At 58.7% G+C, this 19,180-nt stretch carries 12 protein-coding genes and 4 pseudogenes; 6 read left to right on the top strand and 10 right to left on the bottom strand.

Going from position 1 to position 19,180, the window contains the following annotated elements:
• Positions 1–19 precede the first annotated feature (19 nt).
• The 3 genes from ACUN0E_RS01845 to ACUN0E_RS01835 are packed head-to-tail and all read left to right on the top strand — an operon-like array spanning position 20 to position 2,426.
• Positions 20–913 (top strand): branched-chain amino acid ABC transporter permease, encoded by an 894-nt coding sequence (locus ACUN0E_RS01845; protein WP_445570354.1) that lies wholly within the window; start codon positions 20–22, stop codon positions 911–913.
• Positions 910–1,659 carry an ABC transporter ATP-binding protein gene (locus tag ACUN0E_RS01840; RefSeq protein ID WP_121113401.1) on the top strand — a complete coding sequence of 250 codons (750 nt, stop codon included), beginning with the start codon at positions 910–912 and terminating at the stop codon, positions 1,657–1,659. The genes ACUN0E_RS01845 and ACUN0E_RS01840 overlap by 4 nt, the downstream gene beginning before the upstream one ends.
• Positions 1,656–2,426 (top strand): branched-chain amino acid ABC transporter ATP-binding protein, encoded by a 771-nt coding sequence (locus ACUN0E_RS01835; RefSeq protein WP_121113403.1) that lies wholly within the window; start codon positions 1,656–1,658, stop codon positions 2,424–2,426. The genes ACUN0E_RS01840 and ACUN0E_RS01835 overlap by 4 nt, the downstream gene beginning before the upstream one ends.
• Positions 2,427–2,512: 86 nt before the next feature.
• Here ACUN0E_RS01835 and ACUN0E_RS01830 read toward each other — a convergent pair whose 3' ends face one another.
• Entirely contained in the window at positions 2,513–3,262 is a 750-nt protein-coding gene (locus ACUN0E_RS01830) for a DUF4336 domain-containing protein (protein ID WP_445565434.1), read from the bottom strand.
• Between the two features lie 471 nt (positions 3,263–3,733).
• Here ACUN0E_RS01830 and ACUN0E_RS01825 point away from each other — a divergent pair, with 471 nt between their 5' ends.
• Positions 3,734–4,063, top strand: coding sequence for a DUF1840 domain-containing protein (locus ACUN0E_RS01825; RefSeq protein WP_121113405.1), 330 nt, complete (start codon positions 3,734–3,736; stop codon positions 4,061–4,063).
• 1,385 nt (positions 4,064–5,448) lie between these two features.
• Here ACUN0E_RS01825 and cysC read toward each other — a convergent pair.
• From cysC to ACUN0E_RS01795, 6 genes and pseudogenes are all read right to left on the bottom strand, one after another.
• On the bottom strand, positions 5,449–6,114 hold the full coding sequence (gene cysC / locus ACUN0E_RS01820; protein WP_445565433.1) for an adenylyl-sulfate kinase: 666 nt from the start codon (positions 6,112–6,114) through the stop codon (positions 5,449–5,451).
• Positions 6,115–6,564: 450 nt separating this feature from the next.
• A pseudogene (locus ACUN0E_RS01815) lies at positions 6,565–8,114 on the bottom strand (IS3 family transposase).
• Between the two features lie 245 nt (positions 8,115–8,359).
• A complete protein-coding gene (locus ACUN0E_RS01810) occupies positions 8,360–9,196 on the bottom strand; it encodes an IS4 family transposase (RefSeq protein ID WP_445565432.1) in 837 nt (278 codons plus the stop codon).
• The gene (locus tag ACUN0E_RS01805; RefSeq protein WP_445565431.1) at positions 9,168–9,770 is read right to left on the bottom strand and encodes an IS4/Tn5 family transposase DNA-binding protein; all 603 of its coding nucleotides are present in this window, start codon (positions 9,768–9,770) and stop codon (positions 9,168–9,170) included. Before ACUN0E_RS01805 ends, ACUN0E_RS01810 begins: the two co-directional genes overlap by 29 nt.
• A 297-nt stretch (positions 9,771–10,067) precedes the next feature.
• Positions 10,068–12,083, bottom strand: a complete 2,016-nt coding sequence (locus ACUN0E_RS01800; protein WP_445565430.1) for a VTT domain-containing protein — start codon at positions 12,081–12,083, stop codon at positions 10,068–10,070.
• Positions 12,084–12,434: 351 nt separating this feature from the next.
• Positions 12,435–13,880: a sensor domain-containing diguanylate cyclase gene (locus ACUN0E_RS01795; protein ID WP_445565429.1), complete on the bottom strand. Its 1,446-nt coding sequence runs from the start codon at positions 13,878–13,880 to the stop codon at positions 12,435–12,437.
• A 386-nt stretch (positions 13,881–14,266) separates the two neighbouring features.
• Between ACUN0E_RS01795 and ACUN0E_RS01790 the strand changes: the two are divergent.
• Positions 14,267–14,920: pseudogene (locus ACUN0E_RS01790) on the top strand (cation:proton antiporter domain-containing protein); the annotation flags it as partial.
• A gap of 28 nt (positions 14,921–14,948) precedes the next feature.
• On the opposite strand, the pseudogene ACUN0E_RS01785 reads toward ACUN0E_RS01790, so the two are convergent.
• Both ACUN0E_RS01785 and ACUN0E_RS01780 read right to left on the bottom strand, forming a co-directional pair.
• Positions 14,949–15,560, bottom strand: a pseudogene (locus ACUN0E_RS01785) (IS6 family transposase); the annotation flags it as partial.
• A 257-nt stretch (positions 15,561–15,817) separates the two neighbouring features.
• Positions 15,818–16,857, bottom strand: a pseudogene (locus tag ACUN0E_RS01780) (IS110 family transposase).
• Positions 16,858–17,363: 506 nt separating this feature from the next.
• Between ACUN0E_RS01780 and ACUN0E_RS01775 the strand changes: the two are divergent.
• Positions 17,364–17,825 carry a BspC domain-containing protein gene (locus tag ACUN0E_RS01775; RefSeq protein WP_445570353.1) on the top strand — a complete coding sequence of 154 codons (462 nt, stop codon included), beginning with the start codon at positions 17,364–17,366 and terminating at the stop codon, positions 17,823–17,825.
• 93 nt (positions 17,826–17,918) lie between these two features.
• Here ACUN0E_RS01775 and ACUN0E_RS01770 read toward each other — a convergent pair whose 3' ends face one another.
• The gene (locus ACUN0E_RS01770; RefSeq protein WP_445565428.1) at positions 17,919–19,178 is read right to left on the bottom strand and encodes a putative Na+/H+ antiporter; all 1,260 of its coding nucleotides are present in this window, start codon (positions 19,176–19,178) and stop codon (positions 17,919–17,921) included.
• Positions 19,179–19,180 lie beyond the last annotated feature (2 nt).

Genomic DNA, 19,180 nt, shown 5'->3' with positions numbered 1-19,180 from the left:
CTGGGTAGCGCTGCTCACCATGCCATTCTGGATCAACTGGATCGGAGGCTATACCGCGTTGGGCACGCGCCTGCTTGTCATGGCGCTAGCGGCCATGTCGCTCAATTTCCTGCTCGGCTTTACAGGCGTGCTGTCGTTCGGTCACGCGGCCTACTTCGGCCTCGGCGCATACGGTGTGGGGATGACGATCAGATACCTCGTCCCGAGCACACCGGTCGGGATACTGGTTGGGGTAGCCGTTGGCACCATTGCGGCAGCCATTATTGGTGCGCTGATTGTCAGGCTACGTGGCGTTTACTTCGCCATGGCGACGATTGCGTTCGGGCAGGTGTTCTATTTCATTGCGTTCAGGTGGAACTCAGTGACAGGGGGCGACGACGGGCTCTCGGGATGGCATCGCATGCCGATCAATCTGGGGCTTGGGACGGTCGATATCCTCAGTAACGGGACGGCATTCTATTACTTCGTTCTGGCGTGTTTCGCGATCTCGGTAGCCGTTATGGCGGGCCTGCTGCGTTCTCCGTTTGGACGCACGTTGCTGGCCATTCGGGAGAACGAGCGACGCGCTCGCTTTCTCGGTGTGCCCATTGAGCAACATATCTGGCTGTCCTTCGTCATCTCCTGCTTCTTTGTCAGTCTGGCAGGCACGCTCTACGCATTGCTGAACAACTTCTCGGATCCGCATGGCCTGCGCTGGGACCAATCTGGCGAGTTCGTCATCATGTCGGTCCTCGGGGGCATGCGCTCGCTGTGGGGTCCGCTGGTTGGCGCAGCGATTTTTGTGGTCGTGCAGGACTACATTTCCAGCCGGACAGAGAACTGGATGTCGTTTATCGGTCTGCTGTTCGTACTGGTTGTCCTGTTCTTTCCGCGCGGCGTGCTCGGCATGATACGGAGAAAGGCCAACCCATGAGCTTATTGTCGGTGGAAGGCGTCACGCGTCACTTCGGCAACCTGCGCGCCGTCAATGACGTATCGATGAAGGTCCAGACAGGTGAACTGAGGGCAGTCATCGGCCCCAATGGCGCCGGGAAAACAACTTTCTTCAACCTGATCAGTGGATTCTTTCACCCTACGTCAGGGCGTATCCTGTTCGACGGAAATGACATCACCAGCCTTCCTCCCCATCGGCGGGTGGCACTGGGTATGGCACGCACGTTCCAGATAACCGAGGTATTTCCGGAACTCTCGGTCCACGACAATGTACGCATCCCCGTCGAAATTGAATCCGGCTACCGGTTGAGTCCGTGGCTCTCGCGTGCTGCCGCAGTGAAAATTCATGATCGGGTTGACGAACTGATCACGATGGGCGGACTTGGCGCCAAGGCAAACCGTCTCGTGGGGGAACTATCCCTGGGCGACCAGCGCTCCACAGAGATCATCATGTCGCTCGCACTCAGACCGCGACTGCTGTTGCTTGACGAGCCAACCGCGGGAATGGGTGATCAGGAAACCTACGACATCACGCAACTGATACACAACCTGCACAAAGATCAGGCGCTCACGATGGTGCTAATCGAGCACGACATGCGGGTAATTTTCCAATTGGCCCAACGCATCATGGTACTTGTCGAAGGACGGGTGCTCGCGGAAGGTACGCCTGTCGAGATTGCCGCGAATGAGGACGTTCAGACGGCCTACCTGGGGAAAGCGGTATGAACGTTCTGGATGCCGAAGGACTACAGACTTACTACGGAAAAAGCCACATCCTGCATGCGGTGTCGCTGCAGGTACGTGAGGGGGAGATTGTCACTCTCCTTGGCCGCAATGGCGCCGGCAAGACGACGACCCTGCGCAGTCTGATGGGACTGACGCGAGCTCGGGAAGGTGCTGTGCGCATCTTCGATCACGCCACGACCGCATGGCCACCCTATCGGATCGCCGAACTGGGTGTCGGATATGTACCGGAAGGACGACGCATCTTTTCCGGGTTGACCGTTGAAGAGAACCTCCTTGTGCCACTCGATCGCCCTGGATCATGGACAATCGAACGGGTCTACGCGCTGTTTCCCCGCTTGAAAGAGCGTCGTTCCAGCAGGGGCAGACAACTCTCCGGCGGTGAGCAGGAAATGCTCGCGATCGCACGAGCCCTGATGCTCAACCCCAAACTTCTGTTGCTCGACGAACCATCTCAAGGGCTCGCACCGCTGATTGTCCGGGAGGTCTTCGAAGTCATCGCCGGAATGCGCGGCGAAGGTATGTCCGTGCTTCTCGTCGAGCAGAACGTGAGGGCGGCCGTCGATATCGCCGATACCGCGTGCGTGCTCGATGACGGGCGGGTTGTCTTCATGGGCCCGGCAAGGGAATTTGGTAGCGACGAGGCAAGGGTGCGCGCGCTGGCGGGTGCAAGCGTTGAGAATTGGGACGTTCCGGACGCAGGCCGCGCTCACTATGATGAGTCGCGGAAGCGCAACCGTCCCCCATAGATGGCCCATGTCCGTCTACAAGCAGACGTATCGCGGATACGTTGCTGCTGGCATCCGCTCCCGGCCTGGCAAATCGGAACGAAACACTAGTCCAGCAACCAGCGGAATGCACGCCGCAACTCGTTCACGCCGTCTTTCTCGTACCAGCGGCCATGTGCAAGAATGACCCGCTCGGGATTCCACTGGATCATTTTCTCAATCGCAACCCTGAGTTCATTCCGTTGCTTTACGAACGTCAGCCGCATGTCGCGCGGCATCTGTCCGTCCGGGTCCTGAACACCCCCAAGCCGTGTCAACATACGCATGGCGAATGAGTCGAGCCTCCGTGGCTCGAAATTCTCAATCAGGTCGGTCAGAATCAGCGTTCGACTCGAGTAGTGAAAAAACTCGACTTCGGTCAAATAGCTGCCGACAATCGGAAGCGTCGCCAGTTCTGTATCCCATTCGTAACTACCGGTACCAACCAACGGCAAGCCATGGAACCTGATGTGATCGCTCGCCTGTTCCTTGATGCCCGGCGCCAGATAAACAAATGCCTCAGGGAATGCAGCTCGCCATTCCGGTATTGACCAATAATGGAGGCGGTTTGGTCCGACAATCCATCGCGGCTCGTCGACGCTCTCGATCTCGGCCCTCAGTTCGGGTGTCAGGCGTGTCGGCGAATGAATGAGGAGACGCGAACCTGCCAGCCGTACGACAGTCATTCTGGTTGGAAACGGCATCTTTGGCCAGGGCATGCCAAACCGGATAATTGGACCGTCGACGATCCAGAGATTCTCGGCGACGCACTTGAGCGTATTCAAAGGCGGATATGTCGCATTCGAAGTGTCGATCATTTTTTTGTCAGAAACCGCAATTTTCAACGGATATATGGTGACGTACCACCGCATCTTGACAGCAAGCCCGGCTCGCCCGAATCAGGTACGCCATTGGCTACAAAAGGTTCATCTTGAATCTGTCATTATGTGACATAAAATATAGATGGGCCTTCTTATGACTGGACTTGGACCAGGGGCAACCCGAAGCAGCACGCCACCATGAATCTAGAAGACTGCGTGCGCCCGTGGAAACACCACGTTCCGCCTCCGACACACAGTAGCCGGCCATCCGGAAGGCCCTCAGTAATACGTCACCGGCGCCATCTGGCCGTCGCGCATGGCAATTCCGGGACGATCGCAGATCGGTCTACAGCGACCGGGTGCATTTGATGGCCTTCCGTCCAGCTTTCGCGGGCACACTTCGGTTTGGCGCAAAAGCGGCTTTCGTGCACACCGAAGCGCTCCGGACCACATACAGGAGGTTACATCATGCTGGTCACTTTCCAATCGCCCGCCGCGCCAGACGTTGTCATGCTCAGGAACCTCGCTGAATATCTGCTGACCCTCATCGGCAAGCACCTCGGTGCACGCGGCGTAATTCAGCATGACGAATTGCCTCACGCAATCGTTCGTCTTGAAGCAGCGATTACCGAAGAAGCTCACGCGGAAATCGCGCTCGAATCGCTCTATCATGTGCCGAATGGTCGCAATTATGACGTGGACGATGATCGCGGTGGACTTGCACGGCGGGCATGGCCGCTGCTCGATATGATGCGCGAGGCCCGTCGGCAGAATGCAGACATTATCTGGGGCCTTTAACCAGACTGTGGCGAAGTGAGATGACGCCAGGTGCGCAAATGTCGACTTGCTCGCGGCACTAGCAAAGCTGCAACTGTCTTTTCGAGAGCGCGTATAACAACACGTATGCTGTACCAAGGGGGCGTGTCTGAACTGGGAGAATGGCGTCGAACCAGGTTCTATCCGTGGCTCAAACCTCATCGCCTGTGAAGAAACGCGTCCCACCGCTCGCTACGGCCCAGCCGACGGAAAGCCCGCTCGCGGACATGTTCACGCCAATGGAAGCCAGCAAGCAGAAAAACGGAGATTGCCAGCGCCGCTACGCCCATTAGGGCTCCTGTGAGTTCCGCCATTTGAGCACCTCGCAAGCCTGTCTAGTTCGCGCGCTGCGAATCCCACCTGAAAGTCACTGGCAAGTTGCAACGTGACCAGACTGACATTTTCGCCCAATGCGGAGTCCAACTCAAGCGCCCTGTGTGCCCCATCCAGTAGAGCGTGTATACGTCACGAGAGGGGACCAATTTGACACTGACCGTCGCCGGCACGCGCGAAGGAAAAGTCGGACGCAGCAAGCCTCAAATATGGTATCGGCCGTCAGTGGCTTTGATTACGCGTCCATCGGCTGCCTTGCATGCGACACACCAATCAACTGGAACGTTGGAAGTTCGCTGTTCATTGAAGGCGCGTGACGTGAATGCCTGGCGACACAGGCAATCGCGCTACTGGAATTGATTCGGCTTATGCCCTACAGAAGCCAAATCAGGATCACAGCGACCTGTTTGCCTCCTTACGAGCAGTCGCCAGTCTATCTGACGACTTCAAGGAACGCTCGATGTTTTGATGCCCGGGCTTGTCTATTTGCACAACGAGGGTCGCCGGTGTCTTCGACAACCAGATGGTGCTCAGATTGTCAGAGAACCAACTAGCTGCGCTACGGGAGACACCCGGTTGCTCCGAGTTCAAACCACATCAGCGCGCGCCCATTCGGCAAGTTGCCAATCTGAATTTCCGCTCACAATCGACCCGTTGCAAACGAACCACGCATGAAGCCATGCGGGAAATTCTGAGGCCGGCCGCAGTACACGAGACCACCGGACTATTCGGACAACTGCTGGAATGACACGCCCCCGGTACAGGGCGGTGCGCCGAAAGATTGCTCGGGCCAACCGTGGTCAGTACTGACGCAGATAATTGTCGCGCTGCAAATCTGTTATACGCCACCTGCGCAAGACTTAAACGGGTGTGCGATAGAGCAAACGTCCGATCGGCAAGAATTCCAGGTGAGCAAGCACCTGCGCGGCTCACCTCTACGCACATGAGCGCCGACGTCGGGGGGACGATAGGGTCGGAAAATTGCTCGGCGGTAGCTAACGACGACGATCAAGCAGCGGAGTAAAGCGAGGATGTTACGGGTTGCAAAGACCCGCCGACTGACCGTGCAAAAACGTTTCCCGATGTCTCGCTTTCGGCAGTACAAGGGATTTCACACGCGTCAGACACGCGTCAAATCCGGTTTGCGCGGTATCGAGCACGAGTCCTGAAGCGTGCGGTGGCTCGTAAGGAGCCGAAACACCAGTGAACGCCTGAATCCGTCCGTCGCGCGCTTTCGCGTACAGGCCTTTCGGGTCCCGGCCTTCGCATTCGTGCAGCGGTGTCGACAGGTAGACCTCCAGAAAGCGGTCGCAGCCGATGATCTCACGAGCCATTTCACGATCGGCACGTTTGGGCGAGATCAGCGCGGTAATGACGATCAGGCCCGCGTCATTCATGAGTGCCGCGACCTCGGCAACTCGGCGAATGTTTTCGGTCCGGTCTTCTTCAGAAAAGCCGAGATCGCGATTCAAGCGGTGCCTCACATTGTCACCGTCTAGCACGTAACACGGATGACCGCACGTCACCAAGTCACGCTCCAGCGCGTACGCGAGCGTCGACTTCCCGGACGCCGACAGCCCCGTGAACCAGATAGTGACCGGCTCCTGACGCAGCAGATCAGCCCTCTCGCGTTGGCCGACATGGCTTGGGATTGCCTTGATATTCTGGCGGATGTCCATCCGTTGGGAACTATGCTTCATCGATTTGCTTCGATATGACAGATGCGAAGGTGGCTCTTCCCGCGAGAGTTTCCGTGACACTGACGTGCTTGAGACTTTCGACGCTTGAACCAGGACCATCGAGCGTTTAACAGGTTAGCGACAGCAAGTCGAGCGGTGGAGCGCCGGGGTCGATTGGTGCCCAATGTTATCCGAGGGCGACAGCAACTGGAAATGGCAAATAATATGCTTTGTAATGTTCGGTAATTTTTCCCGTTTGACGATAGAGCGTGGGCGTCAGACCAGTGCAACCAGCCCCCTGAAATTGTCTCTCTCTGGTATTCCAAAGTAGCGAGGCGGCATCGCTATCGATCGCGTTGGTGGCTGATAACGTCTTGAAGAGCGCGACGAGATACCGGTAGGGCTCGACGCCGTCGATTTTGCAGGTTTCTCTGCAAGCGGTGTGTGTCAAGGTAGTTGTCGCATGAACCGTTACGCTGCGTGCTTATACATTTTGGCCGACGCGTGAGTTCGCTCCGGGTTCAGATAGACCGAGTCTGCCAGGTGCCAGTTGCGGATGGCACCTGACCAGCGTGCGGGGTTCTGCCTGCGCGCGTCTTCGTACAGCGCACACCGGCGGGCCAGCAGATCGTTGGCTTCGCCGCGATGCCGTTGCCCCGGACTGACATACTTCAGGCCGCTGTGACAGTGCTCTTCGTTGTACCACTGCACGAAGCGCTGCACCCATGCGCGGGCCGCCTCCAGCGTGTCGAACGGCTGCTCAGGCCATAACGGGCAGTACTTGGCCGTACGGAACAGTGACTCGGCAAAGGCGTTGTCGTTGCTCACACGCGGCCGGCTGAACGAAGGCTGCACGCCCAGATCGATCATGGCCGCGCGCATCGTGGCGCCTTTCATTGCACTGCCGTTATCCGAGTGCAGCACCAGCGGACGCCCGGCGATACCTTCACGCAAACATCCCTTGTTCAGCAACTCGCTCGCGTGCTCAGCCGACTCCTGCTCCCACACCTCGTTCATCACCAGTTTGCGGCTGTAGATGTCCTTCATCATGTACCAGTAAAAGTACCGGCCCCTGACCGTGCCCGGCATCCACGTGATATCCCAGCACCACACCTGGTTCGGACCATCGGCACAATGCGTCGTAAGCGTGCGTCGTTGCGGGGCTCGCGCGCGGCCCCGGCGCTGGCCCTGTCCCGCCGCCTTCAGGATCCGGTAGAACGTCGATTCGCAAGCCAGATAAATCCCTTCATCCGCCAGCTTCGGCACGATCTGGTGCGGCGTCAGACTCGCGTAGCCCGGACGGTTGGCCGCATCAAGCACGGCCTGACGTTCTGCCTCACTCAGCCTGTTGGGCGGCGCTGCACGCTTCACCTGAGCGCGCCCGTCCTGCGGCGACAGGCGCCAGCGCTGGACACTGCGCACGCTGAGTCCCAACTGCTCGCATGCACGCGCACGGCGTGCCCCCTGCTGTACGGCTTCATCGATCAGCTGCATGGCTTCATCGCGATCCGGGCGGCTGATCAGTCTTCCTCTTCCTTGCCCCAGATCGCTTCGGCTTTTTTTCGCAGATTCAGCAAGGCCGCCGCCTCCGCGCGGGCCGCGTCAGCGCGTTTGAGCTGGCGCTCCAGTTCACGGATGCGCTTTTGCGCAGCCTTCGCCTCGTTGCGCCGGGCCGCCGTGGGCTTCGTTTCAGGCACCGCGTTGGCCTGCTCGCACGCCTCGCGCCACTGCCGGATCTGCTCCGGATAAATGCCTTTACTGCGGCAGTATTGTGAGGTCTCGATCTCGTTGAGCGACGCCGTCTCCAGCACCGCCCTGAACTTCCCGGCGCTTGACCACTGATCGCCCGTTTTGCCATTGCCCGGCATGAATTTCCCTGTATCTCTTGCATGCTGCCGCCAGGTCCGCAGCGTCACCGTGGTGATGCCCGTCGCCCCCGCCAGCTCGATGACCGCACGATTGAACGGCGGCATCATCTGCTGGATTACCCACTCCCGGGTTTCCGCTGAATAGCGTTTCATCTTCCATTCGCTGTCCGCCCCCCCATCTTTACATCAATCGGTTCGGGTGAGGCGACAACTAGCCTGACATGGAGGGCAAGCGAGAACCGATTGGCACCGCATGCGCATCGGCAACGGCAACAGCATCTATGAACAACCTGCGTTCCCGGCACGATCGGCCAGGTCGCGCGCTGACAGCGGTTGTTGGATGCCGGCCCTGCGCCCCTATCAACGTACTCAGGATTACCCACATCTCGTGATGAGCATCACCCGTCCTGACTAAAGATGCGGTACATCTCGGTGATTTCGTGGAGCACCAGAAATCCGCGCCACATAACGGTAGGCCCGGGCGGGTGATCATGCTTGCGGTTCAGGTAGCCGCCGAGTTTGGCGATCCACAGGACGACTTCGCCTAGCGAGGGCGTTGCAACTGGTGGCTTTGAGGTGCGGTTCGCACGGCAGTAAAGCGCACGCCATTCGTCAGGCTGAAGTAGTACTTCACACGATAGATCCGGGTCGGCGCGACCCAGCAACGTGGCGTACATGATGCGCCAGCTAATCACCGCAAATAGCGCGGTCGCGCGTACGAACCGTTCAAGGGTACCGAACTGGCGAGCCTCAATGCGACACCCGCTTTTAAGCACGCGATGCCACGACTCAATCGTCCAGCGACGCGCATACCATTCGAGTCGTTCGAGTGCGTCGCCCAGCGTCCGTGTGGGCACCGAGCTGAGCAACATCCATTCGAGAGGCCCAACGCCCGCCGGCGGATCGGTTTCAAGTGCGTGGATTGCAAATACATCCACTGGACCGAGCGCGGCGCGTCCAGTGCCTTTGGTCGAAGGCCTGGGTGGTGCAATCAGGCTGACCTGCGTGCAACGTAGTGTCAGACGCGCTGTGCGCCGGCCCATGTTGCGGTGTCCCGGCAACTCCAGCCCGATCTCGCCCAGGGGTGCGCTCGCCGTCACCGTATCCCAGAGATAGCGCTCGGGATGTGCTGCGCGACGCTCCCATGACGCGCGAATGAGCCAGTCCACACCAGCAGGCCGCTCGGCCACGAACACTTCATAGACGTCACTCTCCCGGTCGCCTACGCCGACCATGCGCGTATCGTGGATCGGGACATCGTGCCTTCAGGGCTGCCAGATGGTTCAGGCCTTCCACCCATTTAACGCTTTCCTTGTCGTGGAAGTCGCGCTTTGTGCGCAGGTCCTTGCGGCCCAGATCTGCGTCGTGGCGCACCCACGTCTTCATCCCCAGTACGCCCAACGGCAGGCCCTCTGGTGTCACGCCCAGCAGGCTGTGCAACATGAAGCCGCGCGACTGGTTGCCCGTGCCGTAGCCCAACCCTTCGGTGGCACCCAGGTGAGTGAGGTTGAATTCGGTCGTATCCTGTACGGCGAGCACAACGGGTACCTGGGTCATGCGCCTGAGCGTCTGGTCTATGTGGGGTGCAAGCACACCATCGGTATCGACCTGCCCGTTATCGAAGAAGCGATAGGCGGCCTTGAGTTCAGCGGCGTCCATTGAACGCGGAAACGAGCAGTCTGGTGTGCTGGCAAGCCGGCGTGCCAGCGCAACGAGTCGACTCGTCAGACGGGCATCGCCCAGATTTGCCGCACCGAATTCGATGTCGGCGCAGTCGTCCTGGTCTTCCTGATTGTCGGTCGAAGGCAATTACGTGTAGTTCCTGAGGCGGTTCCTCAAAAGTTAACGCCGCCTCAAACTGTTTACAAGCGCTGTCCCTGCATAGATGTGGGTAAACCTGAGATCAACGTAGGGGATACGGGTTGCTTCAAACTAATGGCCAGCCCGGCATTCATGACACGTGATGGCGCGTCTGGAGATCGTGAGCAGACGATATAGCCGGCCCTCTCGTATGTCGTTACGTCAAACCGGAATGGGAACGAGGACTCAACTTGTTGAAGCCGCACCAGCAAAGGATCCCTACCAACGTTGCGTCCCATCTCACATTCAGTTCGCTCGTGAAATGAGGAGCAACACCGGAATTCCGCGACAGTCCAGTCTCGCCAGTACCTCTACCCCACGGCTTTCCGGCCACTCGTCTCCAGCATCCAGCTTGGGCGCCGCCGTACTCTCGGCACGGAGGATGTTAAATGGCCACGACTGGCGATCCAGGCGCTCATGGTCAAGAGAGCCCACCCAGATGGGTACGGGCGCAGCGCCGCGCTCATCCCGCAAAGCGTAGCCACTCGGCCAGAAGCGCAGGACATCACGTTCGTCGCGCGCGTTGCCTGGACGAATGAAAACTAGCGGCGACGGTACCCCATCGTTCAGTTTCGGCAGTACCGGAAGCGTAATCGCCGCTGCTTCCGGCGAGACGACTGAAAGCAGGCTGCGCGCAGAAACCGCGATGCCTTCGATCCAGGTTCTGCTTCGAAGTCCGCTTCGTATATCGCCTTCGCGTGCGGACCACTGAAAGGTCATTGGCTCTCTCCTGTCCCCTGACATGTCTGCGCGATAGCACGGCAACTTCTTCGATAGCGAATCCTTCCATTGTGACTCTGTCGTCAGCAAGAGCGTTTGGATCCGCGTGCCGCCCGACCTCGGTATCGCCGGGGCAAAGTCGAGCTGCAGCGCAACGCTTACACACACAACCCCAAGCATGAGGGCCGGCATGAGTCTTCGCGATGGCGGCACCCTGGGGTGCCGCCACACGGCAGTCAGTGCTACTACAGAAACCCATACTACCGCAAGCGCAGCGCCGCCGATTGCATCGGAAAACCAGAACTGGCCGAAGTAAAGCCCCGCCAGCGCAATGAAGAGGACAACAACGGCACTTACTGTGGCAACGAAAACACCTGCCAATGAACTCACCCGGCGCGTCAGCAGAAACGCGAGAAAACCGTAAATGATCACTGCGGCAGCAACATGAGTACTCGGAAACACATGTACGTCGGACTGCGGCGAGCCTGGCGGAGTTCGGCGAATCGCCAGATGAATGGCAAATATCAATAGCTGCGAAAAAGCAACGGCACCAAGCCAGTAGGCCAGAGTGCGCCAACGGCGCTCCCATATCATCCAGAGCGCCACTGTTACAGCGAGCGCCCCCAGCGTGGCAATGCTCCCCAGCGTTGCGAGACCCAACAGAATGATATCGCCCCAGGACGTACGCATTGACTGGAGAAAGTGATAGACCGACACGTCAATCCCCACCTTCGGATTGCCGTGAATGACCTCGTCGAGAACGCCGAAGAAAACCCAGGCGGAGGAAAGAACCACAACTGATGTCACCACCATAAAGCCGGCGACCGGACGCTCGGGGTCCAAGGCTCGCACGACGAAGCGGCCTGACAGTGCCGTGTGAGCACGTGCCCAATTCAGAAGGCCGTAGCGCATTGCACTACCCCAACGGTTGATATGCGCCAGAAGAAAGCGAGCACCACGAAAGCTCAGCCACACAATTGAGACCGCGAGCGTGATTGTGACAACAAGACGGAAGGATACTGCACTCGCCAGTTGAACCGACGCACCGAACATGATGCCCAACAGGATGTAAGCGGGCGCCCAGAGTAACGCCGAAAGGACGTTCATCCCATAGAAACGCGCCGGCGTCATCCCCACCATTCCCGCGACCACGGGGACAATCGCGCGCACCGGCCCGATGAACCTTGCAAGCACAACACTCTTGGCGCCATGTCTGGCAAAAAACACGTGCCCCGCGTCGAGCAACTGCGGGTGAGTCCGAAAAAGCGGCAAGGAGGAGATTCTGGTCTTGTAACGGTGACCAAGCCAGTAGCTGACGCCATCACCCGCTACCGCGCCGGTAATTGTGCATGCAAGCACCCATCCAAGATCCAGGGTTCCGGTTCCTACAAGCGCGCCGGCCACAAAAATCGCCGTGCTACCGGGGATGATGGTACCTATAACGGCGACGGCTTCGAGGAACGCGGCCAGGAAGATCACCGTAAGCGTCCACATTGGATGCCCAGCGAGCAGATGCAACATGTGGAAATACGCGTGCTCCATCTACCTCTCCCACATTCATACGCAATCTGATGCCACCGCCTTCAGGATAGCGCCGAATTCCGTCAAACTCCCTAGGACAACTTCTATGTGAGGACTGTGATGGTCGAGCTCTTCGGGAATGCCGCAGGCTTGCCCCAGTGGTTCAGTCAGAATGACTGGCTTCGGTGGAGGCGGTTCTGGGTAAATATCGACACTCTCGCCGAACGGGCGAGCAGTGCGTACCTCGGGTCGATCAGCAACATTCGAACCCCGTATATTCCGCGACGGTTGCTGTGCGCGAACCTCCCAATCTTGAGGGATCCCTACAGCGATAATTGGATTGGGTGCTCGCAGGTGCCAGCCGAAGCCTGCTCACGCAGGGGAGAACGGCGAAACCCTGTTCCGTCCGGTGGCCTTGGCATTGTATAGCGCTTCATCAGCAGCCTTGATCACTGCGGTTACATCGTCGTCCTGTTCCGGCGCCCAGCTGGCCATGCCGATGCTAGCGGTCACGCGTCCGTATTCGCTGCCTGCATGTTCAATGGCCAGTTCGCTGATAGCCTCGCGGATCTGTTCGGCTATCTGCGCGGCGCCCGCGAGCGGAGTGTCCGGCAGCACCACGACGAACTCCTCCCCACCGAAGCGAGCCGCACTGTCTGTGGGCCGCCGGATGTTATCCCCGATGCAGCGTGCCACTGCGGCGAGCGCATCGTCGCCCGCCAGGTGTCCATAGGTGTCGTTGTAGGCCTTGAACCGGTCGATATCGACGAATAGTAGCGAAAACATGCTGCGCGTACGTCGGGACCGGCGCCATTCCTGATCGAGAATCTCTCCCAGCGTACGGCGGTTGTTGAGGCCGGTCAGGCCGTCGGTTCTCGCGAGCAGACTCAGTTCCGATTCGGCACGCATCCGGCGCCGCAACTGCGCGCCCAGCGTGAACGACAACGCGACGAAACAGAGACTGAACGCGACCATCAGTGAACCGATCGTCATCGCGCGTCGTCGCCAGGCCGCATATATATCCTGCTCGGCCTCGGCCACCATGATGATCATCGGAAGATCGGGGAAATTCCTGAAGAAGTACAGTCGGCGCACCCCGTCAATCGAGGCAGTGTCAGAAAAACTGCCTTCCGGTGTCGCCCTGAAATGCCGGAACGTGCTGGCCTTGCTGATATCGCGGCCAATCGTGCGCAGGTCGTATGGCTGACGCATGAGCATGATGCCGTCCCGGCCGATCAGGGACACTGCGCCGTGCGGCCCGAGTGACAAGCCGGCGAAGAGCTGGCGGAAATACTCGAGGTTGATCGCGATCAGTACGATGCCAGCGAATGATCCGTCCGGATGCGAAAGGCGCCGGCTCAGGGCAACACTGGGCGAGCCGCCCCGTAACCGTGACCTGAACGGGTCGCTGATGTAGAGGCCCGCATTCGGATTGTCCCGCTGGATGGTGAAATACCTGCGATCCGAGAAGTTCCCGTGGCGTGGCACGTCGCCGACGGAATCAACAACGATGTTGCCCGATGCGTCCAGCACCAGCATCGACCCGAGATACTTTGCGGTCGCGGCCCGATCGAACAGCACCTGACGGCGCAGATGCGGTGGTAGGGTCAGCACGGCAGGATCATTCATGCCGTCGACGACGGCCTGCAGGGACAGTGCGTAGAGCTCGAAATTCCGCTCAATGTCACGCTCGGCGATCAGCGCCAGGTTGCGCGACGTCTCACGAGCGCGGTCCATCGCGTCGAGACGTCCCTCGTACAGTACTGTCACGCACAACGCGACCATGACGAGCGCGACGAAAATGCCCGCGCCGATCATCGTCTGTGGCGCCAACTGGCCACGCCACAGACGACCGGCGAAGAACGTGGGTCCTCTGGTCTTTTTCCTTACTGCTCCCACCCTACCCCCAATACCCTTCGGGAAAGCCGGCTGCATTTGCACGATGCCGACCGGGGCCGGAAGTCGCGCGCTAATCATCAGACTCCAGGCGAGTTTTTAAGATTCCGTCTCACACAGCGCTGGAGATTCTACCCGTCCCCCAATGCATTATCGGCAATTAATCTACTGTCTTGAACCGCGTCGGGCAAACAGGATTCTCGTGTGTCGGTTGCATGGCAGGGGATCACGAGCACTCGGTAGAATGAAGTCGGTGCCGACCGCGACCGGGAAGACCGCAGCGAAAACCCTAACAGGCGCCATCCGTTATGACCTTGTTTCAAACTGTGACAATCCTGATCGTCCTGACAGCGTTGGGCGGCTATCTGAATCACCGCCTTCTCCATCTGCCGCCGACAATCGGCCTGATGGCAATTGCGCTCGTGTCCTCCCTCATACCGGTCGTCTTGGGGGAAACCGGCATCGTCGAAGTTCACAGGTATGCCCGTTTCGTCCCAAGCATCGATTTCGGCGACCTGGTATTTCACGGCTTTCTGGCTTTTTTGCTGTTCGCAGGAGCGTTACACGTGGACCTGGCCGATCTGTACAAGGTCAAGTGGACCGTCACCATCCTTTCCACGCTCGGCACCATCATCTCGACGTTTGTTATAGGTGCCTTGTTCTGGTGTGCGGCGTATTCGTTTGGTTATGATCTTCGCTTTATTTACGCTTTGCTGTTCGGTGCGTTGATCTCGCCGACTGACCCCATTGCGGTGCTAGGCATCATCAAGAAGGCGGGGGCGCCGAAGGATCAGGAAACCCGCATTACAGGAGAGAGCCTGTTCAACGACGGTGTCGGCGCGGTAATTTTTCTCACCATCCTGGATATCGCAACCGGCCGGAGTGAACCGAGCGCTGCCAGCGTGTCGTGGTTTTTTGTCCAGGAAGCGCTTGGTGGTATTGCACTCGGCTGGCTTCTCGGCTGGGTTGTGTTTCAACGGCACTGTCAACTTACCGAGAGTGAGACGGCACTACGGCAGATGTGCCGACTGGTCCGAAGACAGTCGACGGATTTTGGGCGAGTTCGGCGAATTCGCGCCATGCAACGAACCGCGTCGCGAGTCGCTTGCGATAGAGTGAGGCGCTTATCACATGCCGCTTCAGTGCAAAGTGTTGCCGTATCGGCCCGAAGCACGAGAGAAATTTTTGTGTGCGTTTCGGGTCGCGAAGGCCGCGCATGCGACGCTCGCGTTCGCGCGTCGGTTGGTGGCTGTTCTCCGCCCGGTTGTTCAGCCGGGCAGCCGCTTTTACGATCACGTGCTTTACGCCTACCAACTCCGGAATTTCGGCCTTTGCGGCAGGATAGCTGCGCAGTTGATCGGTGACGAGCTTGCGCGGCACAGGGCTGGAGCGCAGCACATGCTTGAAGAAACGTTTGGCTGCGGCTTTGTCGCGCCGCTTTTGTAGCAGGATGTCGAGTTCGGTACCATGCTCGTCGACCGCACGCCACAGCAGATACGGTTCGCCACGCAGCGTGACGAACATTTCGTCGAGGTGCCACGTGCTACCCGGCTGGCGTCTCGCCGCTTTTACCCGGTGCGCAAAGCTTTGACCAAACTTGTCTACATGAACGGCCCCCTTTGCGCCAGGCTTTCGTGTGTTTTGATCGACAGGATGGGTTGCAGCTCTACATTCGGCCTTTTTGCAGTCTGCTTCACTGCGGGCCCCTATGAAATCCGCTGACTCACGCCTCATTCACACCACGAGATCATTAGTCCCTGACAAGTTCTCAGGCTTGGTGAGTCCCGGTCCGACCTGTTTCGTCATCACACTCAAATGCCAACGCAACCTTGACGTTCCATTCCATGTTACGAAGCTGTCTAACGCAAAACACTAACTGTCTGGATCGGCCTCACGCTCACGTAGCCTTTTTCATACGGCTTTTGATGTGCCAGTATCGCCCAGATCGTTCGGGCCATCTTGTTGGCCAGCGCCACGACCACCACGTTCAGCGGTCGGCGCTTTTGCAACTGCTCGATCCATGCGCCGGATTCTTTCGCGTGAAATATCACGCTACGGGCGCCGTGAATGAGCAGCGTCCTCAAATACGTATCGCCGCGTTTGCTGATTCCCAATAGCTCAATCTTGCCGCCAGAACCGGTTTGCCCAGGTACAAGACCAAGCCAGGCAGAGAACTCGCGGCCGGACCTGAACGACTTCGCATGCCCCATCGTCGCGACCGCTGCTGTTGCGGTTGAAGGCCCACGCCGGGTATCGCTGCGATCGCCCTGGCTGCCTCGTCTTCTTTCATCCACACCTGCAAACGGTGCTCGATCTGGGCAATCTGCTGGTCCAGTGTATTCAGTCCGTTCCACTGTTCGCGAAGTGTATCGATGAGTATTGTCGGCAGGCGTCCGGAAAGCCTCTCCAGCACACCTGCGATAGCCCTGTCCAGCGCGGGACGACCTGTTCCCATCACCTCGCCGTATTCGGTCAACAGGCCCCGCAGGCTGTTGATCTGCATCGTGCGAAACTTCACCAGTTGTTGCCGCATCCGGTGCAGCGCCAGAATGGCCTGCTGCGCTTCGGTCTTCACGGCAACTTCCTTGCTGGGCATCTGCGTGGCCATCCAGATTGCCCGCGCGTCGGCCGAATCGTTCTTGTTACCGGTGACAAACGCCTTGACGAATCTCGCTGGCATCAGCTTCACCTGATGACCCATTTCAATCAACCGCCGGGCCCAATGTTGGGAGCCGCCACAGGACTCCATGCCGACCAGACAGGGACGGCGATTGGCAAAGTACTCGAGAAATGCCGCTCTTTTAACGGGTTTATTTACGATCTCGCCGCTGTCCGGGTCAACCCAATGAACCTGCATCACGTTCTTCGCGATATCCACACCCACGATCGTACGTTTCATGATCGCCACTCCGGTTTGCCTGGGAAGATCCTTATGATCCTCCTGCTGTGGCACTTCGATACCGTCGGCCTGTGAGTGGGGAGGCACCTCCTGGATATCCTCACCGATTGGCGGGGGCCGTTCATTCCATTCGCACCAGCACCGGATCGTCTCGTATGTCACGCTCACACCGCGCTCGAAGAGGAGTTCCTCAATGTCGCGCAAACTCAACTGGAAGCGGGAATACCAGCGAACTGCCTGGCTGATGACCGCAGCCGGTAAACGATGACCGTGATACAGCGATTTTACTTTCTTCATTGCTCAATCTTACGCCACATCCTCGTCAACCTGACAGAGCCCGCGAGACCGGTGCATGCGAGTATCAGGACAACTAACCACTGTCTCGTGTTACAGCAAACAAGCGTGTTTTGCATCGTTACACCCGCAAATAAAGGCGCCCCGGATTGACGCTGACTACGATCGTAAGTGATCGCAGCGACGCGCGTGCAGTATCAAACGGAAGCAGCATGTATACTCACACGCGTTGCCAAACGGATCAACTGCCCCGGTCGGGCCCGACAATGAAGGTTACCACCGCTTTCTTTTTTCTCATTGTGTGCTGCTGGAGCTATCACCGCGCTCAGGCACAGACGCCGCCCGCGCCACTGACTGACTATGCCTTCTTCAGACGCATCCACGTTCGTGAATCGGTTGTCAATTGCATTGCAGCGTTCGACCAGTGGGTGCGAACCGCGCCGCGCTACGATTCGCTCGTCGTGTCAGCAGGGAATGCTCTGCGCGCAAAGGTACTGCCCTTAACGGGCGCGCGGGGCACTGACCAGTCTACCGCCGTAGACGCCATGGTGCATGTGCATGCGTTCGCCAAGCTGCGGCAGAAATACGTGTGGGTACCCGTCACCGCTTCGTGCGGGGTCTGGCACCGGCACGTTATTTCGTTTCTGATAAATCCCGGAAATTCGCACCCCTGATCCACGGATAGGCAGATCGCGCCTGGTGCCAGCACCGGCCACGTCAATGATCGTGTCCGGCTGCTGCGGCCTCATTGGCGTGGACAGGGCCATCTATAGCAATACGAACGTTACACACGCGGTCGCGGTCGGAAGAATGGCGCTTGCCAGCAAGCCGAGCGCGCCGACCGATCCGTCGGAGAACCCCCGACGAACGATGGCGAGCCCAGCCGGATTCGGCGCATTGGCAATAACCGTCAGCCCTCCCCCGGTCACTGCACCCGCGACCAGCAGATACTTTGCTTCATGCGACAAACCCTCAATCAGTGAGCCGAGATAGGTGATCGCCGCGTTATCCATGATTGCAGTCAGACCGGTTGCGCCAATGTAGAGCACCTGCGCGTCCATGGACCGAACGATCGGCTGAAGCCACCATTGCTGCAGCCCGCCCAACACGACCAGTCCGCTCAGGAAGAACGCCACCAGCAGACTCTCGCGCAATAACAGAGCTGACTGATACCGTTCGTATGCCTGCGTGAATCCCAGAAAAAACAGAAAGGCCGCTACAAATATGATCGCATGATGGGCGTTCAGAACGACGAAGACGAGAAAGCACAGATGCGTCAGCGTTACGCCTATCGGGACCGGCTCTTCCTCAATCGATTCGACAGACACGCGCTCAACCAACGGAACCTGTCGCGCAATAGCGATTAGCAGCACCGTTGCATTGACCACGATGGCGATCGCCGCCTTCCATCCGAAAGTCGTCGCCATGAAGGCGGTATTCCAGCCCCAGGCCGAGGCAACCATCAGAACGGGCGGCGCAGCATAAGCTGTCAGCGTACCTCCGATCGATACGTTGACGAAAAGTACCGCGAGCGCACTGTATTTGGATGACTCCCTGACAGGGAGCAGGAAAAGGCGGTCACGCAGTAGCAGCGCCGCAAGCGTCATGGCTGCGGGCTCAGTGATAAAGGATCCCAGAAGGGGCACGATGCTGAGCGACAGCCAGATTACCGCCAGTTCGGAGCGCAGCGGCATAAACCGCGCGACGGTCAGCAGCAGTCGGGTGACCGCCTGAAGAACCGGCCTGCTCGCGGCGATGACCATAATGACAAAAACAAATGCGGGTTCCGTGAACTCACGCGCCTCCAGATAATCAACGACGGCGCCTTTACCTGAGACCACCCAGATGACGACACAGAGCGCAAGCGCCCAGAATCCGAAAACCACCTCCACTTCGCCGAGGAAGTGAAACAGACCCGCATGCGCAGGATACGGTGTCGCCAGCCTCTGGATCTGCTTGCCGGCGAAGGTATGGATTAAAGCAAGCGCGAAAATGCAAGTAGCAGCAACTTCGATGGCGTGAGGCATCC

Source organism: Paraburkholderia sp. D1E (genome assembly GCF_052682275.1).
The sequence above is the reverse complement of the archived record's forward strand: the minus strand, read 5'-3'. Positions and strand labels throughout refer to the sequence as shown.